Annotated in this window: 24 protein-coding genes; 13 read left to right on the top strand and 11 right to left on the bottom strand. The window is 74.7% G+C overall.

Features of this window, described 5'->3' with window-relative positions; translation table 11 throughout:
• Positions 1 to 2 precede the first annotated feature (2 nt).
• Positions 3 to 194 carry an RNA polymerase subunit sigma-70 gene (locus ACSUPR_RS02030; protein WP_436889022.1) on the bottom strand — a complete coding sequence of 64 codons (192 nt, stop codon included), beginning with the start codon at positions 192 to 194 and terminating at the stop codon, positions 3 to 5.
• 133 nt (positions 195 to 327) lie between these two features.
• Here ACSUPR_RS02030 and ACSUPR_RS02025 point away from each other — a divergent pair, with 133 nt between their 5' ends.
• Both ACSUPR_RS02025 and ACSUPR_RS02020 read left to right on the top strand, forming a co-directional pair.
• Complete coding sequence (locus ACSUPR_RS02025; RefSeq protein ID WP_436889020.1) at positions 328 to 735, top strand: RidA family protein; 408 nt, start codon at positions 328 to 330, stop codon at positions 733 to 735.
• A gap of 100 nt (positions 736 to 835) precedes the next feature.
• Positions 836 to 1675, top strand: coding sequence for an alpha/beta hydrolase (locus tag ACSUPR_RS02020; RefSeq protein WP_436889018.1), 840 nt, complete (start codon positions 836 to 838; stop codon positions 1673 to 1675).
• Between the two features lie 2 nt (positions 1676 to 1677).
• On the opposite strand, the gene ACSUPR_RS02015 is transcribed toward ACSUPR_RS02020, so the two are convergent.
• Complete coding sequence (locus ACSUPR_RS02015) at positions 1678 to 2214, bottom strand: CGNR zinc finger domain-containing protein (RefSeq protein ID WP_436889017.1); 537 nt, start codon at positions 2212 to 2214, stop codon at positions 1678 to 1680.
• Positions 2215 to 2269: 55 nt separating this feature from the next.
• Between ACSUPR_RS02015 and ACSUPR_RS02010 the strand changes: the two genes are divergently transcribed.
• The 3 genes from ACSUPR_RS02010 to ACSUPR_RS02000 all read left to right on the top strand — a co-directional run bounded on the left by ACSUPR_RS02010 (position 2270) and on the right by ACSUPR_RS02000 (position 5389).
• On the top strand, positions 2270 to 3409 hold the full coding sequence (locus ACSUPR_RS02010; RefSeq protein ID WP_436889015.1) for an MFS transporter: 1140 nt from the start codon (positions 2270 to 2272) through the stop codon (positions 3407 to 3409).
• A 39-nt stretch (positions 3410 to 3448) separates the two neighbouring features.
• Entirely contained in the window at positions 3449 to 4405 is a 957-nt protein-coding gene (locus ACSUPR_RS02005; RefSeq protein WP_436889013.1) for a helix-turn-helix transcriptional regulator, read from the top strand.
• 90 nt (positions 4406 to 4495) lie between these two features.
• Complete coding sequence (locus ACSUPR_RS02000; RefSeq protein WP_436889011.1) at positions 4496 to 5389, top strand: GNAT family N-acetyltransferase; 894 nt, start codon at positions 4496 to 4498, stop codon at positions 5387 to 5389.
• Here ACSUPR_RS02000 and ACSUPR_RS01995 read toward each other — a convergent pair.
• The 5 genes from ACSUPR_RS01995 to ACSUPR_RS01975 form a co-directional block, all read right to left on the bottom strand.
• On the bottom strand, positions 5370 to 6383 hold the full coding sequence (locus tag ACSUPR_RS01995) for a Gfo/Idh/MocA family protein (protein WP_436889009.1): 1014 nt from the start codon (positions 6381 to 6383) through the stop codon (positions 5370 to 5372). The two genes, ACSUPR_RS02000 and ACSUPR_RS01995, sit on opposite strands and share 20 nt — an antisense overlap.
• A 165-nt stretch (positions 6384 to 6548) precedes the next feature.
• The gene (locus ACSUPR_RS01990; RefSeq protein WP_436889007.1) at positions 6549 to 7610 is read right to left on the bottom strand and encodes a YihY/virulence factor BrkB family protein; all 1062 of its coding nucleotides are present in this window, start codon (positions 7608 to 7610) and stop codon (positions 6549 to 6551) included.
• 159 nt (positions 7611 to 7769) lie between these two features.
• Entirely contained in the window at positions 7770 to 8345 is a 576-nt protein-coding gene (locus tag ACSUPR_RS01985; protein WP_436889005.1) for a DUF3618 domain-containing protein, read from the bottom strand.
• Positions 8321 to 8743, bottom strand: a complete 423-nt coding sequence (locus ACSUPR_RS01980) for a phage holin family protein (protein WP_436889003.1) — start codon at positions 8741 to 8743, stop codon at positions 8321 to 8323. The genes ACSUPR_RS01985 and ACSUPR_RS01980 overlap by 25 nt, the downstream gene beginning before the upstream one ends.
• Positions 8744 to 8754: 11 nt before the next feature.
• Entirely contained in the window at positions 8755 to 9444 is a 690-nt protein-coding gene (locus ACSUPR_RS01975; RefSeq protein ID WP_436889002.1) for a hypothetical protein, read from the bottom strand.
• A gap of 367 nt (positions 9445 to 9811) precedes the next feature.
• On the opposite strand from ACSUPR_RS01975, the gene ACSUPR_RS01970 reads away from it, so the two are divergent.
• A complete protein-coding gene (locus tag ACSUPR_RS01970; RefSeq protein ID WP_436889000.1) occupies positions 9812 to 10195 on the top strand; it encodes a hypothetical protein in 384 nt (127 codons plus the stop codon).
• A gap of 3 nt (positions 10196 to 10198) precedes the next feature.
• On the opposite strand, the gene ACSUPR_RS01965 is transcribed toward ACSUPR_RS01970, so the two are convergent.
• From ACSUPR_RS01965 to ACSUPR_RS01955, 3 genes are all read right to left on the bottom strand, one after another.
• Complete coding sequence (locus tag ACSUPR_RS01965; protein WP_436888998.1) at positions 10199 to 11173, bottom strand: DUF4097 family beta strand repeat-containing protein; 975 nt, start codon at positions 11171 to 11173, stop codon at positions 10199 to 10201.
• A 48-nt stretch (positions 11174 to 11221) separates the two neighbouring features.
• Positions 11222 to 11836, bottom strand: coding sequence for a LuxR C-terminal-related transcriptional regulator (locus tag ACSUPR_RS01960; RefSeq protein ID WP_436892203.1), 615 nt, complete (start codon positions 11834 to 11836; stop codon positions 11222 to 11224).
• A 122-nt stretch (positions 11837 to 11958) separates the two neighbouring features.
• Positions 11959 to 13212, bottom strand: coding sequence for a sensor histidine kinase (locus ACSUPR_RS01955; protein WP_436892202.1), 1254 nt, complete (start codon positions 13210 to 13212; stop codon positions 11959 to 11961).
• Positions 13213 to 13452: 240 nt separating this feature from the next.
• On the opposite strand from ACSUPR_RS01955, the gene ACSUPR_RS01950 reads away from it, so the two are divergent.
• Entirely contained in the window at positions 13453 to 14217 is a 765-nt protein-coding gene (locus tag ACSUPR_RS01950) for a (2Fe-2S)-binding protein (RefSeq protein WP_436888997.1), read from the top strand.
• 146 nt (positions 14218 to 14363) lie between these two features.
• Positions 14364 to 15143, top strand: coding sequence for an SAM-dependent methyltransferase (locus ACSUPR_RS01945; protein WP_436888995.1), 780 nt, complete (start codon positions 14364 to 14366; stop codon positions 15141 to 15143).
• Positions 15144 to 15189: 46 nt separating this feature from the next.
• On the opposite strand, the gene ACSUPR_RS01940 is transcribed toward ACSUPR_RS01945, so the two are convergent.
• Positions 15190 to 15675 carry a VOC family protein gene (locus tag ACSUPR_RS01940; RefSeq protein ID WP_436888993.1) on the bottom strand — a complete coding sequence of 162 codons (486 nt, stop codon included), beginning with the start codon at positions 15673 to 15675 and terminating at the stop codon, positions 15190 to 15192.
• Positions 15676 to 15831: 156 nt separating this feature from the next.
• On the opposite strand from ACSUPR_RS01940, the gene ACSUPR_RS01935 reads away from it, so the two are divergent.
• The 5 genes from ACSUPR_RS01935 (at position 15832) to ACSUPR_RS01915 (ending at position 20620) form a co-directional block, all read left to right on the top strand.
• A complete protein-coding gene (locus ACSUPR_RS01935) occupies positions 15832 to 16272 on the top strand; it encodes a helix-turn-helix domain-containing protein (protein ID WP_436888991.1) in 441 nt (146 codons plus the stop codon).
• A 96-nt stretch (positions 16273 to 16368) separates the two neighbouring features.
• Positions 16369 to 17172 (top strand): class I SAM-dependent methyltransferase, encoded by an 804-nt coding sequence (locus ACSUPR_RS01930; RefSeq protein ID WP_436888989.1) that lies wholly within the window; start codon positions 16369 to 16371, stop codon positions 17170 to 17172.
• 1010 nt (positions 17173 to 18182) lie between these two features.
• Positions 18183 to 19178 (top strand): RNA polymerase subunit sigma-70, encoded by a 996-nt coding sequence (locus ACSUPR_RS01925; RefSeq protein WP_436888988.1) that lies wholly within the window; start codon positions 18183 to 18185, stop codon positions 19176 to 19178.
• A 5-nt stretch (positions 19179 to 19183) separates the two neighbouring features.
• Complete coding sequence (locus ACSUPR_RS01920; RefSeq protein ID WP_436888986.1) at positions 19184 to 19669, top strand: hypothetical protein; 486 nt, start codon at positions 19184 to 19186, stop codon at positions 19667 to 19669.
• A gap of 129 nt (positions 19670 to 19798) precedes the next feature.
• Complete coding sequence (locus ACSUPR_RS01915) at positions 19799 to 20620, top strand: MBL fold metallo-hydrolase (protein ID WP_436888984.1); 822 nt, start codon at positions 19799 to 19801, stop codon at positions 20618 to 20620.
• The last annotated feature ends 75 nt before the right edge of the window (positions 20621 to 20695 follow it).

The following is a 20695-nucleotide window of genomic DNA, read 5'->3' as shown; positions in this document are numbered from 1 at the left end:
TGTCACTCCTGGTGGGCGTGCTTTTGGTGGACGGCCTGGCGGGTCACGCCCAGGTGGTCGGCGATCTCCTGCCAGGACAGGCCCTGCTCGCGGGCGGCGCGCACGTGCAGGGCCTCCAGGTGGTCGGCGAGTTTGCGCAGGGCGGCGACGGCGGTCAGGCCGGTGGCGGCGTCGAGCGGCGTTCCCTCTTCCATGATGTCAAGTTACCTTGACATGATCTGAGCGTCAAGAAATGTTGACGGCTCTGCTGGCGGCAGAAGCCCGAACCGCACCCGCCCCGGCGGCATCGGACCCCGGAGGAGAACCCGCCGACAGATCAGGAGAACCATGACCGCCGTCCGCCTCGTCCGCAGCGCCACCCTCACCGACACCGTCGACTACGCCTACGCCGCCACGGCCGCCGGGCCCCTGCGGGCCGTGTGGACGGCCGGAGCCTGCCCCCTGGACGAGCAGGGGGCCACCGTCGCGGTGGGCGACGTCGTGGGGCAGGCCGAACAGGTGATGCGCAACCTGCGCACCGCCCTGGCCGATGCCGGGGCCTCGCTCGCCGACGTCGTCAAGACCACCGTCTACGTCGCCTCCTCCCGCCAGGAGGACCTCGTCGCCGCCTGGGAGGTGGTGCGCGCCCACATGGGCGAGCACGACGCGCCCTCCACCCTGCTCGGCGTGGCCGCCCTGGGCTACGACGACCAGCTCGTGGAGGTGGAGGCCGTCGCCGTGGCCGCCGCGCGCTGAGCGGCCGGGCCGCAGCCCGCTCCGGGGGCGGCCCACGGTCCGGGACAGGAGATCCGATAATCCGATGACAGGTCGAAAGGGGGGCGGTAGACCTGTTCCCATGCAGATCGACCGCCTTCCCGCCCACCCCGGCGCCGCCGCCCGGGTGGCGGCCTCCCTGACCGACCCCGCCCCCCTGCGCGGCCCCGGCGGCGAACCCGCGCCCGGGGGCGTGTGGCTGAACGCCCCCGGCGCCTCCCGCGAGCGCGGCGCGGTGCTGTACGTGTACGGCGGCGGGTTCGTGCACCGCGACCCGGGGCTGATCGCGGCGGCCGCCCGCCGCCTGTCGGCGGCCACCGGGCGCCCCGCCCTGGCGGTGCACCACCGGCTGGCACCCGACCACCCCTTCCCCGCGCCCCTGGACGACGTGGTCGCCGCCTACCGGCACCTGCTCGCCGAGGGGTTCGCGCCCGAGCACATCGCGGTGGTCGGCGAATCCTCCGGCGGGGCGCTGACCCTGTCGGCGCTGCTCGTGCTCAGGGAGGCGGGCGATCCGCTGCCCGCCGCCGTCGTGACACAGTCCGCCGTCACCGACATGACCCTGTCCGGCCCCTCCCTGGTCTCCGGCTCCCCGGGGGACCCGGGGGTGGACCGCGCGCTCATCGCCGACCTCACCGGCCGCTACCTGGGCGGGGCCGCGCGCGACGCGGCCCCGCAGTCGCCGCTGCACGGCGACCTGTCGGGGCTGCCACCGCTGCTCATGGTGGTCGGCGGGGCCGAGGCGCTGCTGGACGACACCCTGCGCTGTGCCGCGGCCGCGCACGCGGCGGGCACCCCGGTGCGGGTGGACGTGCTGGAGGGGCTGCCGCACGGGTTCTCCCTGCTCGCCCTCCTCGACGGCGACCCCACCGGAGAACTCCTCATGGAGCGCGTCGCCGCCTGGGTCGACCGGAGCGGCTGAACTCAGGCGCGGGCGCGGTGCGCCCGCACCCGCGAGCGGGTGGCGCACCGCCTGGAGCAGAACCGGCGGGGGCTGCCGCTTCCGGTGTCGATGAACACCCGCCCGCAGCCGCCGTCGCCGCACACCCCGCCCGGCGGGCGCTGGCGGTCGGTGAGCAGCAGCGCCAGCACCAGCCCCGCCGAGGCGGCGAACCACTCGTCCAGCGGTGCGTCGTCTCGGGAGTCGGTGTGGACGTGCCAGTGCGTGGTGCCGCCGTGGTCGGTGAGCCGGGGCCGGTGCGCGGCGGCCAGCAGGGCGTTGGCCTCGGCGGCGGCCGCGGACGTGGTCCTCGCCTCCAGGACCCGGCGGATGCGGTCGGCGGCCCCGCGCAGTGCCGCGACGTCGGCCCCGGTGACGGCCTCGTCCTCCCCGTGGGCGCGCAGCACCGCCTCCACCCGCGCCGGGTCGGCGCCCGGTTCGGCCAGGGCGTTGACGAGGTCCGCGGTGCGGGCGGCGACCGCCCGTACCGATCGGCCGGTCAGGACGGTGGGCGTCGGCATGCCGCCACTGTAACGCCTCTTCTGGTTTGTGGCGTTACCCCGTAGCGTCCGGCCCGTGCGTAACGTGGTGAGGTACCTGGGCGGGGCGGCCGCCGCCCGGACGGGCGATGAGATGTCGGGTCCCGCGCTGCTCCTGCTGGGGGTGGCGCTGACCGGCGAGGTGGTGGCGGGCTCGGCCCTGCTGGCGGGGCTGACCGGGGCGGCGGCGGTGGGCGGCCCGCTGGTGGGGGCCCTGCTGGACCGCTCCCGGCGGCCCGGGGCGCTGCTGGCGTGGGCGCTGGGCGCCTACGCGGCCGGGTTCGGGCTCCTGGCCCTGGCGCTGGACCGGGTCCCGCTGCCCTGGGCGGTCGGGGCGGCGGTGGCGGTGGGGCTGCTGGGCCCGGTGCTCTCGGGCGGGTGGACCGCGCAGCTGCCCCGAGTGGCGGCCGGGCCCCGGTCGGCGCGGGTGCAGGTCTGGGACGCGATGACCTTCGGCGCCGCCTCCCTGCTGGGCCCGGCGCTGGCGGGGGCGGTGGCAGCCCTGGCCGGGGCCGGTGCGGCGGCCGCCGTCGCGGCCGTGCTCATCGCCCTGGCGGTCCCGGCCGCGCTCGCCCTGCCCGCGGCCCCGCCGGGGAGCCCGGCCGGGCCCGTCCTGCGCGAGTTGTGGGAGGGGGTGCGGGCGGTCCTGGCGCCGGGGGCGCTGCGGTGGGCCACCGCGGCCACCTCGCTGTCCATCGCCGGGACCGGGATGCTCGTGGTGTGCGCCCCGCTGCTGGGCATGCGCCTGCTGGGCGGCGCCGAGCAGGGGGCGCTGCTGCTGTCGGGAATGGCGGTGTGCTCGCTGGCCGCCAACCTGGTACTGGCCCGCCGCCCCGGAGCGGTCTCCCCCGACGTCCTGCTGCGCGTGTGCGTGTGCGTCCAGGCGGCGGGCACGGCCGTGGCCGCATGGACGGGCGGTGTGCTCCCGCTGCTGGTGTCCCTGGCCGCGGTGGGCGCGGCCGAGGGGCCCCAGCTGAGCGCCCTGTTCGCGATCCGCCACCGGGAGGCGCCCGAGCGGCTGAGGGCGCGGGTGTTCACCACCGGGGCGAGCCTGAAGATCTCGGCGTTCGCGGCGGGCGCCGCCCTGGCCGGGCCGCTGGCGCAGGCCTCCCTCCCGGTGTGCCTGGGTGCGGCTGCGGCCCTGCACCTGGCCGCCGCTCTACTCCCCCGCCGGTAGCGGACACGATCTGTCCTGCACTCCTGGCAGACTTCGGGTATGTCGACCACCACGTCCTCACGCCTGCTACGCCTGCTGTCCCTGCTCCAGACCCGCAAGGACTGGCCCGGGAGCGAACTCGCCGACCGGTTGGAGGTGAGTGCGCGCACCGTGCGCCGCGACGTGGACCGCCTACGCGAACTGGGCTACCCGATCCAGGCCTCCATGGGCACCGGCGGCGGCTACCAGCTCGGCGCGGGCGCCTCCCTGCCGCCGCTGCTGCTGGACGACGACGAGGCCGTCGCGGTCGCGGTGGGGCTGCGCACCGCCGCCCAGGGCGGGGTGAGCGGCATCGAGGAGACCTCGGTGCGCGCCCTGGCCAAGCTGCTCATGGTGCTGCCCTCCCGGCTGCGCCGCCGGGTGGACGCCCTGGGCACCTTCACCGTCCCCATGCCGGGCGGGGGACCCACCGTGGACGCCGACGTGCTGGCGCTGGTGGCGGGCGTGTGCCGCGACGGTGAGCGGCTGCGCTTCGACTACGAGAGCCACGACGGCACCCTCACGCGCCGCGTCACCGAGCCCCACCGCCTGGTCTCGCGCGGGCGGCTCTGGTACCTGGTGGCCTGGGACAACGAGCGCGACGACTGGCGCACCTTCCGGGTGGACCGGATGCGCCCGCTCACCCCCACCGGACCGCGGGTACCCCCGCGCGACCCGCCCGAGCAGGGGGTGGCCGCCTACCTCGCCGAACGGATGAACTTCCACATGTGGCCCCACAAGGCCCGTCTGCGGCTGCTCATCGGCGCCGAGGAGGCCGCCGGGCGCGGCATCGGCGAGTACGGGCGGCTGGAGCCCGTCGACGACACCTCCTGCCGCCTGGAGGTCGCGGGCGACTCGCTGAAGGTGATGGCCTGTTACCTGGCCATGCTGGACGTGGAGATGCGGGTGGAGGAACCCGCGGAGCTGCGCACCGAGATGGCCGATCTCGCCGACCGCCTGCGCCGCGCCGCCGACTGACCGCCCCGGGGGAAACCCGCACGCGGACATCCCAGAGCAACTACTGTGGGGAGTCATTCAATTTCCCAGAGTGATGAAAGTGGGATTCGCGTGCTCGCCCGTGTTCTCAGGCCGTCACCCGGCCTCGACCCTCTGCCGACCGTCCGCGACCTGTGCCCCGGCTACCGGATCGCCCGCTGGGACTCCCCCGCCGCCCTGTCGGCCGACCGCCGCGACCGGCTCCACGCGGTCCTGCGCGGTCTGGCCGCCCGCGCCTTCGGCGCCGACCACTCCGCTTACTGGCACGCCCGCGTCGAGAGCGGGTTCTTCGACCGCGTCACCTCCCTGGCCCTGATCCTGGACGGCGGCGGAGTCCCGGTCGGCTGGGGCGGCTACCACCGGCTGCGTCTGGCCGGTCGCCCCGCCCTGTACCTGGACGCCGCCGGCGTGGTGCCCGCCCACCGTCGCACCGGGGCCGTCTCGTCGCTGATGACGCACTTCCTGACCCGGGAGATCCGCACCCGGCCGCTGCGCGGCATGGACGTGGTCATGCGCACCCGCCATCCCGCCGTCTACGCGGGGTGGCTGCACAACCTGGGCCCCAACCGGGTCTTCCCCAACACGCGCCGGCCCCTCCCCGCTCGGGTCCGGCGCGTGGCGGCCGAGGCCGCCGACTGGCTCGGCGACGGCCCCGGCCTGGAACCCGACACCCTGGTGGTGCGCGACGCCTACCGGGTGTTCGAGGGCGACATCTACGGCGTGCGCCCGCGCAGCGGGCACAGCGGCATCGACGACCTCTTCGCCCGCACCGTCGGCCCCAAGGACGCCCTCATGGTCGTGGCGCACCTGGACGCCGCCGCGCTGGCCCGGTGCGCCCTGGCCCGCGCCGCCCGCTCCCGGGTGCGCCGCATGCCCGCCCTGGGCGGACGGCCCCGGCGCGGCGGTGCGCCCGCCGCGCCGTTCCACCCCGACACCGTCGGGCTGCTCACAGCGGTACGGCCTTGACCGTGGGCGCGCTGTACACCAGCCCGCCCATGTCGCGCACCCTGTCCATCAGCGAGGCCAGTCGCAGGCTCTCGTCCCAGGTCATGTCCGGACTCTGGGAAAGCCCGGCGGCCACGCACCGGGCGACCTCCTCGGCCTCGTACTCGTAGCCGTTGGCGCGGAAGGGGCGGTGGAACGCCTCCGGTTCGCGGCCGTCGCGGTGCAGCACCGCCTCGGTGGCCGCCCAGAACAGGGGGATCTCCACCCGTCCCAGCGTCCCGGCCAGCACCGCCGTCCCGGGCAGGGATGTGCGCGACGCGCAGGCCAGGGCCGCCGTGGCGCCCTGCTCCCCGCGCACCAGCATCGCGGTGTGCACATCCACCATGTTGTCCGGTGACAGGCGCCGGGTGGCGCCCACCAGGGTCAGCTCGCCCAGGTACCACGAGGCCAGCGCCAGCGGGTAGATGCCCAGGTCCAGCAGGGCGCCGCCGCCCAGGTCGGCGTTGAACAGCCGGTGGTCGGGGTCGTAGGGGGCGTTGACCCCGAAGTCGGCGGTCACGTGGGTGAGCTCTCCGACCGCGCCGTCGGCGACCAGGTCGCGCACCAGGCGGTGGACGGGCTGGAAGCGCGTCCACATCGCCTCCATGAGGAACACCCCGTTGTCACGGGCGGCCTGCGCCATCTCCGCGGCCTGGAAGGCGTTCATCGCCATCGGCTTCTCCACCAGCACGTGCTTGCCGGCGTTCAGGCACAGCAGGCTCTGCGGGTGGTGCCAGGGGTGGGGGGTGGCCACGTACACCGCGTCCACGTCGGGGTCGGCGGCCAGGTCGGCGTAGGAGCCGTGGGCCCGGGGGACGTCCCAGGCCGCCGCGAACTCGTGGGCGCGCTCCCACGTACGCGAGCCGACCGCGGTGACGTGCGCCGTGGGGGTGGCCCGCAGGCCCTCCATGAAGGAGTGGGCGATCCCGCCCGTGCCGAGCACGCCCCAGCGCATCACGCCGTTCTCATCTGTCATGGGGACATCCTAAAAACCCGGTCATGTCCGGGTCGAGCGGGGGAAGGCCCACGGGCCCCGTCCCGGCCGTTCGGCGGAGCGGGATCCGGCCCCGACCGCCCCGCGGGCCCGGGCACGGCGGGGCCCCGGCGCGCGGACCGCCTCGCGCGCCGGGGCCGGGGAACCTCAGGAGCGGTGCTGCTCCCGGGGGTGGTCCTCCCGGGACCTCCCCTGGCGCGGGACGCCCCCCTCGTGCCCGTGGTCCCGCCGACGGCGCCCGCGCCCGTCCGCGGGATCGTCGCGCATCTCGACGTAGGGCTCCGCGTCCTCGGGGAGCCCCCCGGAGATGGCCCGTCCGCGCTCGATCTCGGCGTTGAACTCCTCGCCGAGCAGGATCGCGATGTTGCTGATCCACAGCCACACCAGGAAGATCACCACCGTCGCCAGGCTGCCGTAGGTCCTGCCGTAGGAGGCGAAGTTGGCCACGTAGAAGGCGAAGGCCGCCGAGGCCAGGATCCACAGCACGATCGCCAGCACGCTCCCGGGGCTGACCCACCGGAACCCGCGCCTGGCGTTGGGCGAGGCCCAGTACAGGAGCGCGATCATGAACACCACCATGAGCAGCAGCACGGGCCACTTGGCGATGTCCCAGACCGTCACCACGGTCGGCCCGAGCCCCAGCAGGTTCCCGAGCCACTCCGCCGCGCCCCCCGTGAGGGTGACGCCGACCACGGTCAGGGTCAGCAGCACGACCATCAGCAGGGTGACGCCGACACGGATCGGCAGCGTCTTCCAGATCGGCCGTCCCTCGGGGACGTCGTAGACGACGTTGGAGGCGCGCATGAAGGCCGCGATGTAGCCGGAGGCCGACCACAGGGCCACGGCCAGGCTGACCAGACCGAAGATCCCGGCCGCCGCCTGGTTGGCCTGCAGGTTCTCGATCGCCGTGGTCAGGAGCCGGCCGGCGTCGGCCGGCACGGTCCCCGTGATGTTCTCGGTCAGGGTCCGCGTGGCCTCGGGTCCGGCCAGGCCCACCAGGGACACCAGCACGAACAGCGCCGGGAAGACGGCCAGGATCGCGTAGTAGGTGAGACCGGCGGCGAGGTCGGTCAGGGCGTCGGCGCGGAACTCGGTCACGGTCCGGCGCAGGGAGGCCCACCACGAGGAGGCGGGCATGTCGGTCGGCGCGTCGGCCTCCTCACGGGCGGAGCCCCGCGCACGCGCTTCCTCGGGATCGTGTCCCACCATCGTCCGCTCCTTCCTCGTTCGTCCCCGGCCGCCGGGTCCTCGCACACCGACCGGGAGAGGCGGTGGAGGCCGGGCGGCCGCCCGGCCTCCACCGCCCCCTCCGGCCCCGTCGTGCCGCCCCGGGACCCGGGGCGGCACGACGGAACGTGCGCGGGCGGGTCAGGAACCGCGCATCTCCTCGGCGGCCGCCCCGGCCTCGTGCCGGGCGTGCTCGCCGGTGGTGCGCGCGGCCTCGGCGGCGCTGTCCCTGACGTGCTCGCCGGCGGTCCGCGCGGACTCCACGGCCTGCTCCTTCACGTGTTCGGCGGACTCTGCCACCGCACGGCGGACCGGTTCGACCGCCCCGCCGGCGTGCTCGCCCAGGCGCTGGGCGGCACGCTGCTCGGCACGGCTCTCGGAGAGGACCGAGGCGGCCAGCAAGCCGGCGCCGAAGGCGATCAGCCCGGCGGCGACGGGGCTGCCCTGGGTCTGCCGCACGGCCTGTTCGGGCACCGATCTGGCCAGGTCGGCGGCCTGGTCGGCGGTGTGCCGGACCCGCCCGGACACCTCGTCGCGGGAGGGGGCGGCGCCCATGACCCGGTCCTTGAGCCGCCGGCCCCTGTCCCGGATCCGCCGGGTGCCGCGGTCGGCGATGCTGCCGGGCCGGGCCCGGTCCACGAGCCGGTCGGTGTCGTGGACCAGTTCGCTGCGGGTCCGGTCGATGTCCTGCCTTATCTCGTCGGGTGTTTCGCCCATTGGACATCCTCCTTCAGGGTCTCGATGGTCCGTTCGGGCTTGGGTGAGACCTCGCGCATGCGCTTGCGGCCCGTGACGAACAGGATCAGGGCGACGATCGCCCACACCAGGGCCACGGCCAGCGCGGCCCAGCCCGGTCCGATCAACACCGCCAGCCCGAACACCGCGGCGAGGCTGAGCAGCAGCAGTGCCATGTAGGCGGAGAACCCGGCGCCGCTGAGCAGGCCCGCGGCCTTGCCGGCCTTGACCGCCTCCTCGCGGACCTCGGCCTTGGCCAGGGCGACCTCCTGTCGGAACAGGGTCTGCAGGTCGCCCGTCACCTCGCCGAGCAGTTCGGAGAAGGAGGGGTCGTGCCCGTCGTCCTCCCCGCGCGGGGACGGCTGCGGAACTGTCGCCATGTCGGCCTCCCTCAGTAGGGCCGCCCCGGCGTACCGGGGGCGGCGGGCGGCGGAGCGACCTCGTCCGGCTGCGGGGCGCCGTATCCGGGCGGCTCGTGGCCGGCCGCCCCGGGACGCGCCTCCTCGCGGCGGTTGAGCCACTCGGCCGGGGTGTCGGGCCCGGTGTCCTCCCGGCGCGGCCTCGGCGTCCGCTCACCGGCGCCGGCCGCCTCGGGCTGTTCGTCACCGCCCCGGTCCGTGAAGTCGGACGACGCCTTGAGGACGCGCCCGGCCACGAACCCGGCGAGCGCCGCACCGGCCAGGAAGGCCACCGGCCTGCGGCGGGCGAAGTCCTTGGTCTCCTCGATCAGGCCGTCGATCCCCCGGCGCTCCAGGAAGTCCGCGGCGCCCTGTCCGCCCTGCGCCACCTGGCGCACGACGTCGCGCACCGGGGACCCGGGGACCCCCTGGTCGGCCATGGAGGACAGCTCGTCGGACCACTGGCGCAGGTTCTGCGAGGTCCGCCGGGTCTGCTCCCGGGCCTCCTCGCGCAGTCGCGACCGGACGTCCTCCGCGACGTGCACGGCCTCCGAACGGGCCTCCGCGCTCAGGGAGCGCGCCTGCTCCCCCGCTGTCGACGCGACCTCCCCGGCCGCCTCCCGGGCGGTCCCGGCCAGCTCTCCGGCCTTTCCGGACCCGCCCGTTCCCTCGTTCGAGTGCATCACCAAGCCTCCTCGAAGCCGGTTGTCTCCTCGGTTGGGGCCGCGCCTACCCGTGCCGCCCCCGGCTACACATCGCACGACGGCGCCCTGCGGGAAACGCGGGTCCGAGAGGGGGCGGATACGCCCCGGACCGGGCGGCGGGAGCCGGGGGCGCATCCGCCCCGGCCGTCCCCGGGGGACCGAGATCGCCCTTCCCGTGGCGGATTCGCGCCCCACCGGCCCCGGGCCGGGGACCCCGGCCCGGGGCACCCTAAAAAAGCGGTCATGTCCGGGTCGAGCGGGGGCAGGTGCTCGGTTTCCCGGCGCCCTGCCCGTACGGTGGCCCCTAGGACGGGAAGGGGCCCGTCCACCGGAATCGGAGGGGGACATGTCGGAGACGCTCGCCCACAGGCTCGGGGTCCGCCCCGGCGACCGGCTGCTCGTGCTCAACGCCCCCGAGCGGTACCTGGGGCTGCTGGAGCCGCCGCCCGACGTGCAGATCGACCTGGGCCCCATCGAGGGCGCCGAGTACGACTCGGTGCACCTGTTCGCCCTGGACCGGGGGACGGTGGCCCGCGAGGTCCACCCGATCCTCAAGACCCTGTCCCCGTCCGCGGCCGCCTGGGTGTGCTACCCCCAGCGCGGCGGCACCATCATCACCGACCTGGGCCCCGACCGGGGCTGGGGCGTCCTGGTCGACGACGGGTGGCGCCCCGCCGCCCAGGTGCCGATCGACTCGGACTGGGCGGCGCTGCGCTTCACCCGCGCCTGACCCTCACGACTCCCCGATCCGGACCCCGCCGCTGACGGTGTCCACCTGGATGCGGGGGCCGGAGGAGGAGGCCTGCACCCCGATGTCGCGCCCGCCCGAGACGGACTCGCCGGTCACGTCGTAGGCGCCCGCCGGGACGTCGATGTCCACTCTGCCGCTGGTCGTCTCCACCGCGAGCGTCCGGAAGGCGTCCTCGGTGGCGACCTCCACACTCCCGGAGACCGAGGAGACCTCCGCGGTGTCGAAGCCGCCGCCCACCGACACCCGCCCGCTGGTGGACTCGGCCTCCACCGACCCGGCGGTGAACCCGGTCAGGTCCACGTCGCCGGAGGTGCTGGAGGCGTGCAGCCGCTCGCCCTCACCGGCGGCGGTGATGGAGCCGCTGGTGCTCTCCAGGTCCACCGATCCGGTGATCCCGGCGACCTCGATCCGCCCGGAGGTGGTCTCGACCCGCACGTCGCCGGTGACGTCGGTGACCTCCACCAGCCCGTTCACGCTGGACGCCTCCACCCCGCCCTCCAGGCCCGTGACGGTGACCTCGCCGCTGACGGTCTCCACCTGCACCTCCACCCCGGCGGGCACCGCGATGTCGTAGTCCACCGAGCAGCCCTCCAGGAACCACACGCCCGAGCAGTCGGCGTCGATGCGCAGCTCCCCGTCGTCGGTCTCGATGTCCTCGTCGGGATCGGTCAGGGGGGTGCCGCGCAGTTCCCGGTCCACCTGGACCCGGTCGCCGTCGGCGAAGGTGAAGGAGACCCGGCCGCCGGTCTCGTTCTCCACGACCACGCGTTCGGGTGCGGCGAAGGAGTCGGCCCTGTCGCCCCGGTCCACTCCCACGTTCCCCAGCACCGAGAACGCGATCACCACGACCAGGCCCGCCACCAGGACGCCGCCCAGCACCAGCCACGGTCCGATGCGGAACCCGCTGCGGGGCTCCTTGCTCGACGAGGCGTACAGCCCCCGCGCCTTGAATGTCACTGTCTTCCTCTCCGTTCGGGCTCTCGCCCCCTCGTACTCCGGTGCCGGTCAGTTCCGGTCGTGGTCGCGCAGGTAGTGCAGGACCGCCTGCACCCTGCGGTGGTCGTGGTCGTCCTGGCCCAGGTCGAGCTTGGTGAAGATCGACCTGATGTGCTTTTCCACCGCGCGCTCGGTGACGGTCAGCCGGGACGCGATCCCCGCGTTGTTGAGCCCCTGGGCCATCACCTCCAGCACCTCGGTCTCCCGGGGCGTGAGCCGGTCCAGGGCGCTGCCCCGGTGTCCGCTGAGCAACTGCGACACCACCTCGGGGTCGATCGCCGCGCCTCCCCCGGCCACCCGGCGCAGCACGGTCAGGAACTCGTCGATGTCGGCCACCCGGTCCTTGAGCAGGTAGCCGACCCTGGACATGTCGCGTCCGCCGAACAGTTCGGCGGCGTAGCGGCCCACCACGTGCTGGGACAGCAGCAGCACCGCCACCTCGGGGTGCTCCTCGCGAATGCGGATCCCCGCCTTGATGCCCTCCTCGGAGTAGGTGGGCGGCATGCGGATGTCCACCAGGCACAGGTCCACGTCCGGGTGGTCGCCGATCGCGCCCATCAGCGCGTCGGCGTCGCCGACCTCGGCGAGCACCTCCACCCCGGCGTCCTCCAGCAGCCGGGCCATGCCGCTGCGCAGCAGCACCGAGTCCTCGGCGATGATGACCCGCGGCTCCCCGTCCGGGGCGCCGCCCTCCTGTGCGGCCCCGTAGGGGACCGGTCGCGCGTCGTGGCCGTGGTACACGGTTCTCATGCCTCCCAGGGGATGTCGGCGGTCAGGACGGTGCCCTCTCCGGCCGGGCTGTGCACGGTCAGGACGCCGTCGACGGCGTCCACCCGGTCCCACAGGCCGTACAGGCCGCTGCCGGACTCGGGGTCGGCGCCGCCCCTGCCGTCGTCGGTGACGGCCACCCGCAGCAGGTCGCCGCCGCGGCGGGCGCTCACACGCCGGGCGGAGACGGTGACACGGGTGGCGCCGGAGTGCTTGGCCACGTTGGTGAGCGCCTCGCACACCACGTAGTAGGCGACGCCCTCGGCCCGCGCCGAGGGGCGCTCGGCCAGGTCCACCTCGACCCTGACCGGGACGGGCGAGCGCCCGGCGGCCACCGGAAGGGCGGCGGGCAGCCCGCGGTCGGTGAGCACCCGCGGGTGCAGGCCGCGGGCGACCTCGCGCAGGTCCTCCATGACCTCGCGGGACTCGCGCTGGGCCTCGGTGATCAGTTCCAGGGCCGCGTCGGGGTCGGTGCCCACGCGGGCACGGGCCCGGGTGAGCGTCAGGGTCAGGGCGAGCAGCCTCTGCTGGGCGCCGTCGTGCAGGTCGCGTTCGATACGGCGCCTCTCGGCCTCCGCGGCGTCCACCATGCGCAGCCGGCTGTCCTGGACGTGTGAGAGGCGTCGGCGCATGCGCACCTCGGGTGCGTCGAACAGCAGGGCCCGGTGCAGTGTCACCTCGGTGGCCACCGTGTACGGCGCCAGGCGCAGCCCCACCAGCGCGGCCAGCGGGCCCAGGACCACCTGGACCAGCGGGCCGACCAGGTCCGAGGGCTGGCCCTGCACCAGGATGAACACGATGCCGACCAGGGCGCCGATGCCGACCGCCGCACCGCACACCACCAGGACCACCACGACCCCGCCCAGCAGCAGCCCGTGCAGCCCGGCGGCGGTGGTGTAGACGACCATGGACCAGGTCTCGCGCCCGAACACGAACCGCCACAGCCGCGGCCAGCGGCCGTCGGGGGCCAGCGGGTCGGGCGGGGCGGTCTCCACGATCCCGAACACCGTGCCCAGGCGGTGGCGCTGCACCCGGCAGGCCAGCCGGGCCAGCAGGGCCGCGACGGCGGGCAGCAGGACCAGCATGCCCAGCGCCTCGGTGACGAAGCCCCACAGGCCCCCCTGCCAGGGGTCGTCCGCCCCCGGAGTGATGGCGAACCCCAGCCAGGAGGCGGCCACGACCAGCATGAGCGCGGGGACCAGGTAGAACAGCGACAGGGCGAGGGAGGTCATCAGGTGGGCGACCTCGACCGCCCGGGTACGCCAGGACGCCCCGTAGGCTGCCGCGTCGGTGCGCGCGAGCCCCGGAGGGGCCGCGGGCGGGCCGCCGGGCCGTGCGATGGATGGACTGTGACCGGTCACGTACCCCAATCTAGGTTCGGGGCCGGTGCGGACACGATGCCATCAGCACGTGGACACGCGGTGGTGGTGGCACTACCCGGAACGCGGCAGCGGGACCGGAGAGGGGCGGGCATGGGCGGCGGGCGGATCGAGGTGGCCCCGGTGCTGGTCGACATCGGCCGGGTCAACATGCTGTTCGCCCTGGACCCGCGTCCTCCCGGGCCCGGCTGGCGGGCCCTGGGCGCCCCGGCCCCGGCCGAGGTGGCGGCGGAGGTGGAGCGGGTGCGCGAGCGCCTGGCGGGGTTCGCCGGGGTCGCGCCGGAGGCGGTGGAGTGGCGGGTGGGCGCCTCGCTGTTCCAGCAGGGGCTGGCCACCCGGCTGCTGTCGCCGGTGCTGGCCGCGGCGCTGTGCCACGGGGCGGCTCTCCGGGCGGACGCCTTCCACCGGGACCCGGACGCCGCCGGGCCGGTGGAGCTGCGCACCTCCCAGCGGTGGGCGGACCCGGTCGCGCGCGAGCCCGCGGCGGTGGCCGGGCACATCGCCGCCGCCGTCCTGGAAGGGGTCCTGGATCCGGTGGCGGAGGCCCTGGGCGCTGCGCCCGCCGGTACGGGCCGGGTGGCCCCGGGGCTGCTGCGCGGCAACACCGCCTCGGCGCTGGCGGGGGCCGCGCGCTCGCTGGGCGCGGAGCGGCCCGGGGTGCGGGTGCGGGCCGAGGAGGTCGTGCGGCTGCTGACCGAGCACCCGCCGCTGGCCGGGACCGGCTCCCACACCGGCCGTGACGCCGGCGGGGCGGCGGTGTTCCGGCGCACCACCTGCTGCCTGTACTACCGGGTGCCCGGCTCCGGGTACTGCGGCGACTGCGCGCTGGCCGGCCCGGGGCGCGGGCTGCGCGGCTGACCGGCCGCGGTGCCGCGGGGTGCCGTGTGCGGGCGATCCGCCGCGGGGCCCGGGACGGCGGAGGCGTCCGCGCCGTGATCCCCCGTGTCGGGCCGGTGCCGGGAAAACCGGGTGACACCGGGCGCGGTGGGTGGGAGCCTGCCCGGATGGTCACTCCTGCTGTTCCTCCCCTGCACCGGGACTGCGATTTCAACGGTCCGCTCTCGGACGCGCACGCCGCCCGGCTCATCGGCACCCTCGGCCCCCTCGGGGGCGAGCACATCGTGGACGTGGGGTGCGGGTGGGCCGAACTGCTGCTGCGCACCCTGGAGGCGGCGCCGACCGCCACCGGGTTCGGCATCGACATCGGCGAGGACTCCATCGCCCACGGCCGCGCCAACGCCCGGGCGCGCGGTCTGGCGGACCGGGTGGAGCTGGTGGTCGGTGACGCCGGCGAGTGGTCCGGGGGGAGGGACACCGCCCAGGGCCGGCCCGGGGCCGACGTGGTGTTCAACGTCGGCTCCACCCACGTCTGGGGCGGGGACCCGGTGGAGCACACGACCAACGCCCTGGAGGCGCTCTCGGCCCTGCTGCGTCCGGGCGGGCGGCTGCTGTTCGGGGAGTGCTTCTGGACGCGCGAGCCCACCGACGCCGAACTCGCCGCCATGTACGACACACCGCGCGGGCAGTACCGGACGATGCGCGGCCTGGTGGATCTGGCCCTGTCGTACGGATTCCGGCTGGGGGCGCTGTCGCAGGCCTCCCTGGAGGAGTGGGACGACTTCGAGAACCGGCACGCCAGGGGATGGGAGGAGTGGTTGCTGGAGAACCCCGGCTCCCCCGACGCCGAGGAGGTCCGCGCCCGCTCCGACCGGCACCGGGTGGCCCGCGTGGAGGGCTGGCGGGAGACCATGGGCATGGCCTACCTGACCCTGGTCCGGGTCTGAGGGGCGCCCGTGCGCCGGGCGGGGCCCGGCGCACGGGCCGGGACGGTCAGCCCGCGTCGGCGGCGCGGCGCACCTCGTCGATGTCGATGCGCTGCATGGAGAGCATGGCCTTGACGGCCCGCTCGGCGCGGGCGGGGTCGGGATCGGTGGTCAGCTCGTCGAGTTCGCGCGGGAAGACCTGCCAGGAGAACCCGTAGCGGTCCTTGAGCCATCCGCACTGGCTCTCCTGCCCGCCGCCCTCGATGAGGGCGTACCAGTAGCGGTCGGACTCGGCCTGGTCCTCGCACAGGACCTGGAGGGAGAACGCCTCGGTGAAGGTGAACTCCGGTCCGCCGTTGAGGGCGGTGATCCGCTGGCCCTGGATCTCGAAGTCGACGGTCAGGACCGAGCCCTCGGGGCGGGGCATGCCGGGGCCGTAGTGGGTGACCTTGAGGATGCGGGCGTCGTCGAACACGTCCACGTAGAAGTTCGCGGCCTCCTCGGCCTGGGTGTCGAACCACAGGCAGGGGATGATCTTGTTGTTCACGGCCATCGTCGTGGTCCCTTCGGGGTGTGCTGCTCCGTCACCCGTACCGACCCGGCCGGGGCCGGGAACTCATCGCGTTCCCCGAGGGTTTCTCCGGCCCTTCTCCGGCTCCCCGGGTTCCCTCATCCTCCGCTGTGGCGCCCTAGGATCAGGGGATATCCGGTGTCGAAGGGGCGTTTCGTGGAGCAGCGGTACTACTCGGTGGACCAGGTGGCGGAGCTGTTGGGGCTGCACGTGAAGACCGTGCGCGGCTACATCCGCGAGGGGCGGCTGGCGGCGACGCGCATCGGCAAGCAGTACCGGATCCGCCGTGAGGACCTGGAGGCGTTCGGCGGCGGGCCGGTGGCGGGGCGGGAGCCGTCCGGGCCGGTCGCCGTGGAGGTGTCGTCGGTGGTGCGCCTGGAGGGGGTGGACCGGCAGCGGGCCGACCGGGTGACCACGCTGGTCACCGCCGCGGCCGCGAACCCGGGGCGGGGCGGGGCGCCGGTGCACGTCCAGGCGGTGCACGATCCGGGGGCGGGCAGTCTGCGTCTGGTGATCCTGGGGGACGCGGCCGGCACCGCGGCCCTGTTGGAGCTGGTGGAGATGTCCACCAGGGACTGACGTCTCATATATTGATATTCAAATCTCATCTTTAGAGACGCGGGGTGTAGTGTCGGGCTACCGCGAACACGGCGGTCCCCGACGGAAAGGGCGACGATGACGCGCTACACCCACGGCCAGCACCCCTCGGTCACCGACTCCTACCGCTGGCGCAACGCCGCCAACTCGGCGGGGTACGCGCTGGCGGAGATGACGCCGGGCCGATCCCTGCTGGACATCGGCTGCGGGCCGGGCACCATCACCGTCGACCTGGCCGCGCGCGTGGCCCCGGGGCGGGTGGTGGCGCTGGACTCCTCCGCCGAGGCGGTGGAACTGGCCCGCGCCACCGCCGAGAAGGAGGGTGCGGACAACGTCGAGTTCCGGGTCGGCGACGTCCACGACCTGGACCTGCCCGATGACTCGTTCGACGTCGTGCACGCCCACCAGGTGCTGCAGCACGTGGCCGACCCGGTGCGGGCCCTGGCCGAGATGCGCCGGGTGACCGCCCCGGGCGGGGTGGTGGCGGCCTGCGACAGCGACTACTCGGGCATGTACTGGTACCCGCGCCCGCCGGAGCTGGACGAGTGGATGGACCTGTACCAGCGGGTGGCCCGCGGCAACGGCGGGGAACCCGACGCGGGACGGCGCCTGCGCGCCTGGGCGCGCGCCGCCGGGTTCGAGGAGGAGGGGATCACCTACGCCGCCGAGGTGTGGGACCACTCCTCCCCCGAGCGCCGCTCCTGGTGGGGAGGCATGTGGTCGCGCCGCATCCTGGAGTCGGACCTGGCCCGCCAGGCCGTGGACGAGGGCTACGCCACCCGCGCCGACCTGGAGCGCATCTCCGCCGGCTGGGCGGCCTGGAGCCGGGACCCCGACGCGGTGTACGTCGTCCCCCGCGGCACCGTCCTGTGCCGGGTCTGAATCCGGCTTCCCGTCCCTGGGACGGCCCCGGAGGGCCTTCGCGGGCCCGCGAGGCGCCGCGACCGTCCGTCCCCCGCCCGCCGTCATCGCCGAGGACCGGCGCGGGGCCCGCATGTGCCGGGGTTCCCCGTCCCTGGGGTGGACAAGGTGAGCCGGAAAGGGGCGGCAGACCGGTGAGACGGTCTTCTGGGCGGAGGTGAGACCGCCCTTCGGGGCCGAGCCGAAGGGGGGACCCGCCTACGCCGGAGAACCGCGCACGGGTAACGACCGGACCGGCGGAGGACCGGCCTGCGGGAACCCGGCGGCCGGTGGGGCGGCTCGTCTCCACCGCGCGCCGCTCCGGTGGTGAGCGGCGCGCGGCCTGCGAGGCGGACGCCCGGAGCGTTCGGCGCCCCTTGCGCGTGTAGGCGCGCAGCGACAGCGGGACGGAGATGACCGGCGGCGCGGCCGACCGGACCAGGACGGCGGGCACCGGATGTTCGAGTGGCCAGGCCACGTCTCCGGGCGGTGCGCCCGGGTCGCCGGACGGCTCCCGTGAGGCGGCGGTGAGCGCGCTCACCGGGTTCCGGTCGGCCAGGAAGCGCGACCAGCCCGGCATTCCGCCGGTCGGGACGAACGCCTTCGACAGCGTTGTGAACGGCAGGCCCGGCGGTGGGACGAGACCGGCACGGTCGGGCTCGCGCACGACATCGGAGAGCCGCAAGCGGCCGCCCGGCGGGGCGACGCTGCGGCGGTCGGCGGCCACCGTGGGATCGGTCCCGGCCAGGGTGTTCGGCACGGTCGCCGCCGTGCCCGGGGCGGCGGGGTCTTCGAGGGTCGCGTCGATGCGGTCGCCGATCGCGGAAGGCCACCGGCAGGGTGGGCGCCCCGGGGAGCCGGCGACAGCCGATCAGGGGAGCCCACCGGTACCGAGGCCGTACCCAGGCATGGCGACCGGCCCCGGTGATGAGTTTTCGCGCCCGTACCCGTCATAACCACGTGGGGACACGATGAGACGGAAGGATGACGTGATGGGTGCGGACACACGGCTGGAGGAGATGGGCGTGAGCGGTCCGGGCGAGGTCGACGAGCCGGCGTTCTCGGGACTTGCGGAGCGGCACCGGCGGGAGCTGCACGTGCACTGCTACCGGATGCTCGGGTCGTTCGAGGACGCCGAGGACACCGTGCAGGAGACGTTCATGCGTGCCTGGCGGCGGCGGGAGACCTTCGAGGGGCGGTCGACGTTCCGGGCCTGGTTGTACAGGATCGCCACCAACGTCTGCCTGGACCTGCTCGCCGAGCGCCGTCCGGAGCCTGCGACCGGCGGTGAGGTGCCGTGGCTGCAACCCTACCCGGACCGGCTGCTCGACGAGTTGCCCGCGGACGACGCCGACGAACCGGAGGCCGTCGCCGTCGCGCGGGAGACCATCGAGCTGGCCTACCTGGTCGCAGTCCAGCACCTCGCGCCGCGCCCGCGGGCCGTGCTGATCCTGCGGGATGTGCTCGGCTGGCCGGCGAAGGACGTCGCGCAGATCCTGGGGGACTCCGTCAACTCCGTGAACAGCGCGCTGCAGCGGGCCCGCGCCGGCATGCGGGAGCACCTGCCCGCCGAGCGGCAGGACTGGACCGGCGGCGAGGAGGACGCCGGGACGCGTGAGCTGGTGCGCCGCTACACCGAGGCGAGCGTGGCCACGGACGTCAAGGCGCTCGCCTCGATGCTGCGCGAGGACGTCCGTTTCTCGATGCCTCCCACGCCGGGGCTGTACGTCGGCCGCGACACGGTGGTGGACTACATGGTCGAGAGCGGCTTCGAGGGCATGAAGGGCCTGCGCGCCGTCCAGACCACCGTGAACCGGCAGCCCGCCCTCGCCTTCTACCTCTGGCAGCAGGAGGGCGCGTACCTGCCGCTGACGATCGACGTCCTGCGCGTCACCGGCGGGGCGATCACCGGGATCGTCACGTTCCACGACGACCGGTTCCCGCGGCTCGGGCTGCCGGAGCACCTGCCGGCCGACGGCACGGAGTAGTCCCGGTGCGGACGCTCGCGCTGCGCGGCGGCGCGCGTATCGCCGTGGTCGCGGCGGAGTGGCACGACGCGTTCTGCCTCGTCACCGGCGGCCGAGTGCAGCTGGAGCTGCGCGATGGCGAGCCGGGCCCGGTCCTCGAACGCGGTGCCGGGTTCTGGCTCCGCGGCACCGGCGTCCGCGCGCTGCGGAACCCGGGCCGCCGCACGGCGAGGGTGGGCGTCATCACTGCGCCCGGGAGCCGGGGGCCTCGCATTCCGGTCACGCCACCCCGTACACCCATGACCCAACGACGGAGGAACGGCATGAACAGCACGAAGGAAACCGGGACCGCGGCCGCCGGCCGGACCGGCCGTCCCCACCGACTCCGCCGACTCGTCGGCACCGGCTTCACCGCCGCGCTCGCGGCGATGCGGGCAGCGGTCGTGTCGTGGAAGCCGGGCGCGCGCGATGACCGGTGCGGGAGGTTCGGCGAAGGCGAACCGCCGTCCTGACCGGATGCTCGGCCCCGAGCAGCAGGTCGGGCTCCGGCGGATGCACGCCGGCGGCGACCACACGACCACCGACCTCACCGAGCCGTCCACGAACGGCTCGACCAATCCGCGAAGAAAGGCAGGACCGCCGTGCTGACACAGGTCGCGGAGGGTGTGCTGATCCACCGGAGCGAGTTGCTCCGGAACAACGCCGTTGTCGTGCAAGGCCGGACCGGCGTGTTGCTCATCGACCCCGGGCTCACCGGCGGCGAACTGACCTGCCTTGCGAACGACCTGTCCGAGATGGGCCGGCCCGTCGTGGCAGGCTTCTCGACGCATCCTGACTGGGATCACGTGCTCTGGCACGCCGACCTCGGCGAAGTGCCCCGTTACGGCACGGCCCGCTGCGCGGCCGGCATGCGAGACGTGCGGTCGGACGCGGACTGGAAGGCCCGCGTCGCCGAGGGGCTACCGCCGGAGATCGCCGAGGAGACACCGCTGGACCTGTACGGCCTCATCACCGGTCTGCCCGCCGGAACCGTGCGGATCCCCTGGGACGGCCCTGGAGTCCGGATCATCGAGCATCCGGCGCACGCCCCGGGCCATGCGGCGCTGTTGGTCGAGGAACGCGGGGTGCTCGTCGCCGGCGACATGCTGTCCGATGTCTTCGTTCCGATGCTCGACGACTTCAACGGTACCGATGACCCGGTCGAGGGCTACCTCGTCGGGCTGCGACTGCTCGAGGGCGTGGCGGGCGGCGTCGATGTCGTCATCCCCGGTCACGGGTCCGTCTGCGGAGCCGATCAGGTGCACGCACGGATCGAACAGGACCGCGCGTACGTACACGCCCTGCGTGAGGGCGGTGTTCCCGACGACCCGCGGGTCGACTCGCCCGAGCCCGGCTGGGAATGGGTGAGCGACATCCACGCGGGGCAACTTCGGCGGCTCGCCCGAAGAAGGGGAGCGTCATGAACCGTGGGACGGCGACGGCGCCGCCGGGCGCGTGAGCGTCCAGTGGCCGGAACGGGGCCTTCGGAGAACGACCCT

It is taken from the genome of Nocardiopsis dassonvillei, from assembly GCF_964273065.1.
GTDB lineage: Bacteria > Actinomycetota > Actinomycetes > Streptosporangiales > Streptosporangiaceae > Nocardiopsis > Nocardiopsis dassonvillei_B.
This window is presented reverse-complemented; position numbering and strand designations above follow the sequence as displayed.

What these genes read in the sequence shown, in the direction of transcription:
- ACSUPR_RS01945 (WP_436888995.1), top strand. Translation starts at nt 14,364, where the DNA reads ATGGTCACTCCTGCTGTTCCTCCCCTGCACCGGGACTGCGATTTCAAC.
- ACSUPR_RS02020 (WP_436889018.1), top strand. Translation starts at nt 836, where the DNA reads ATGCAGATCGACCGCCTTCCCGCCCACCCCGGCGCCGCCGCCCGGGTG.
- ACSUPR_RS01930 (WP_436888989.1), top strand. Translation starts at nt 16,369, where the DNA reads ATGACGCGCTACACCCACGGCCAGCACCCCTCGGTCACCGACTCCTAC.
- ACSUPR_RS01980 (WP_436889003.1), bottom strand. Translation starts at nt 8,743, where the DNA reads ATGGCGACAGTTCCGCAGCCGTCCCCGCGCGGGGAGGACGACGGGCAC.
- ACSUPR_RS01960 (WP_436892203.1), bottom strand. Translation starts at nt 11,836, where the DNA reads ATGGCCCGGCTGCTGGAGGACGCCGGGGTGGAGGTGCTCGCCGAGGTC.
- ACSUPR_RS01940 (WP_436888993.1), bottom strand. Translation starts at nt 15,675, where the DNA reads ATGGCCGTGAACAACAAGATCATCCCCTGCCTGTGGTTCGACACCCAG.
- ACSUPR_RS01985 (WP_436889005.1), bottom strand. Translation starts at nt 8,345, where the DNA reads ATGGGCGAAACACCCGACGAGATAAGGCAGGACATCGACCGGACCCGC.
- ACSUPR_RS02015 (WP_436889017.1), bottom strand. Translation starts at nt 2,214, where the DNA reads ATGCCGACGCCCACCGTCCTGACCGGCCGATCGGTACGGGCGGTCGCC.
- ACSUPR_RS01995 (WP_436889009.1), bottom strand. Translation starts at nt 6,383, where the DNA reads ATGACAGATGAGAACGGCGTGATGCGCTGGGGCGTGCTCGGCACGGGC.
- ACSUPR_RS01925 (WP_436888988.1), top strand. Translation starts at nt 18,183, where the DNA reads ATGGGTGCGGACACACGGCTGGAGGAGATGGGCGTGAGCGGTCCGGGC.
- ACSUPR_RS02025 (WP_436889020.1), top strand. Translation starts at nt 328, where the DNA reads ATGACCGCCGTCCGCCTCGTCCGCAGCGCCACCCTCACCGACACCGTC.
- ACSUPR_RS01990 (WP_436889007.1), bottom strand. Translation starts at nt 7,610, where the DNA reads ATGGTGGGACACGATCCCGAGGAAGCGCGTGCGCGGGGCTCCGCCCGT.
- ACSUPR_RS01950 (WP_436888997.1), top strand. Translation starts at nt 13,453, where the DNA reads ATGGGCGGCGGGCGGATCGAGGTGGCCCCGGTGCTGGTCGACATCGGC.
- ACSUPR_RS01955 (WP_436892202.1), bottom strand. Translation starts at nt 13,212, where the DNA reads ATGACCTCCCTCGCCCTGTCGCTGTTCTACCTGGTCCCCGCGCTCATG.
- ACSUPR_RS02005 (WP_436889013.1), top strand. Translation starts at nt 3,449, where the DNA reads ATGTCGACCACCACGTCCTCACGCCTGCTACGCCTGCTGTCCCTGCTC.
- ACSUPR_RS02030 (WP_436889022.1), bottom strand. Translation starts at nt 194, where the DNA reads ATGGAAGAGGGAACGCCGCTCGACGCCGCCACCGGCCTGACCGCCGTC.
- ACSUPR_RS01970 (WP_436889000.1), top strand. Translation starts at nt 9,812, where the DNA reads ATGTCGGAGACGCTCGCCCACAGGCTCGGGGTCCGCCCCGGCGACCGG.
- ACSUPR_RS01975 (WP_436889002.1), bottom strand. Translation starts at nt 9,444, where the DNA reads ATGCACTCGAACGAGGGAACGGGCGGGTCCGGAAAGGCCGGAGAGCTG.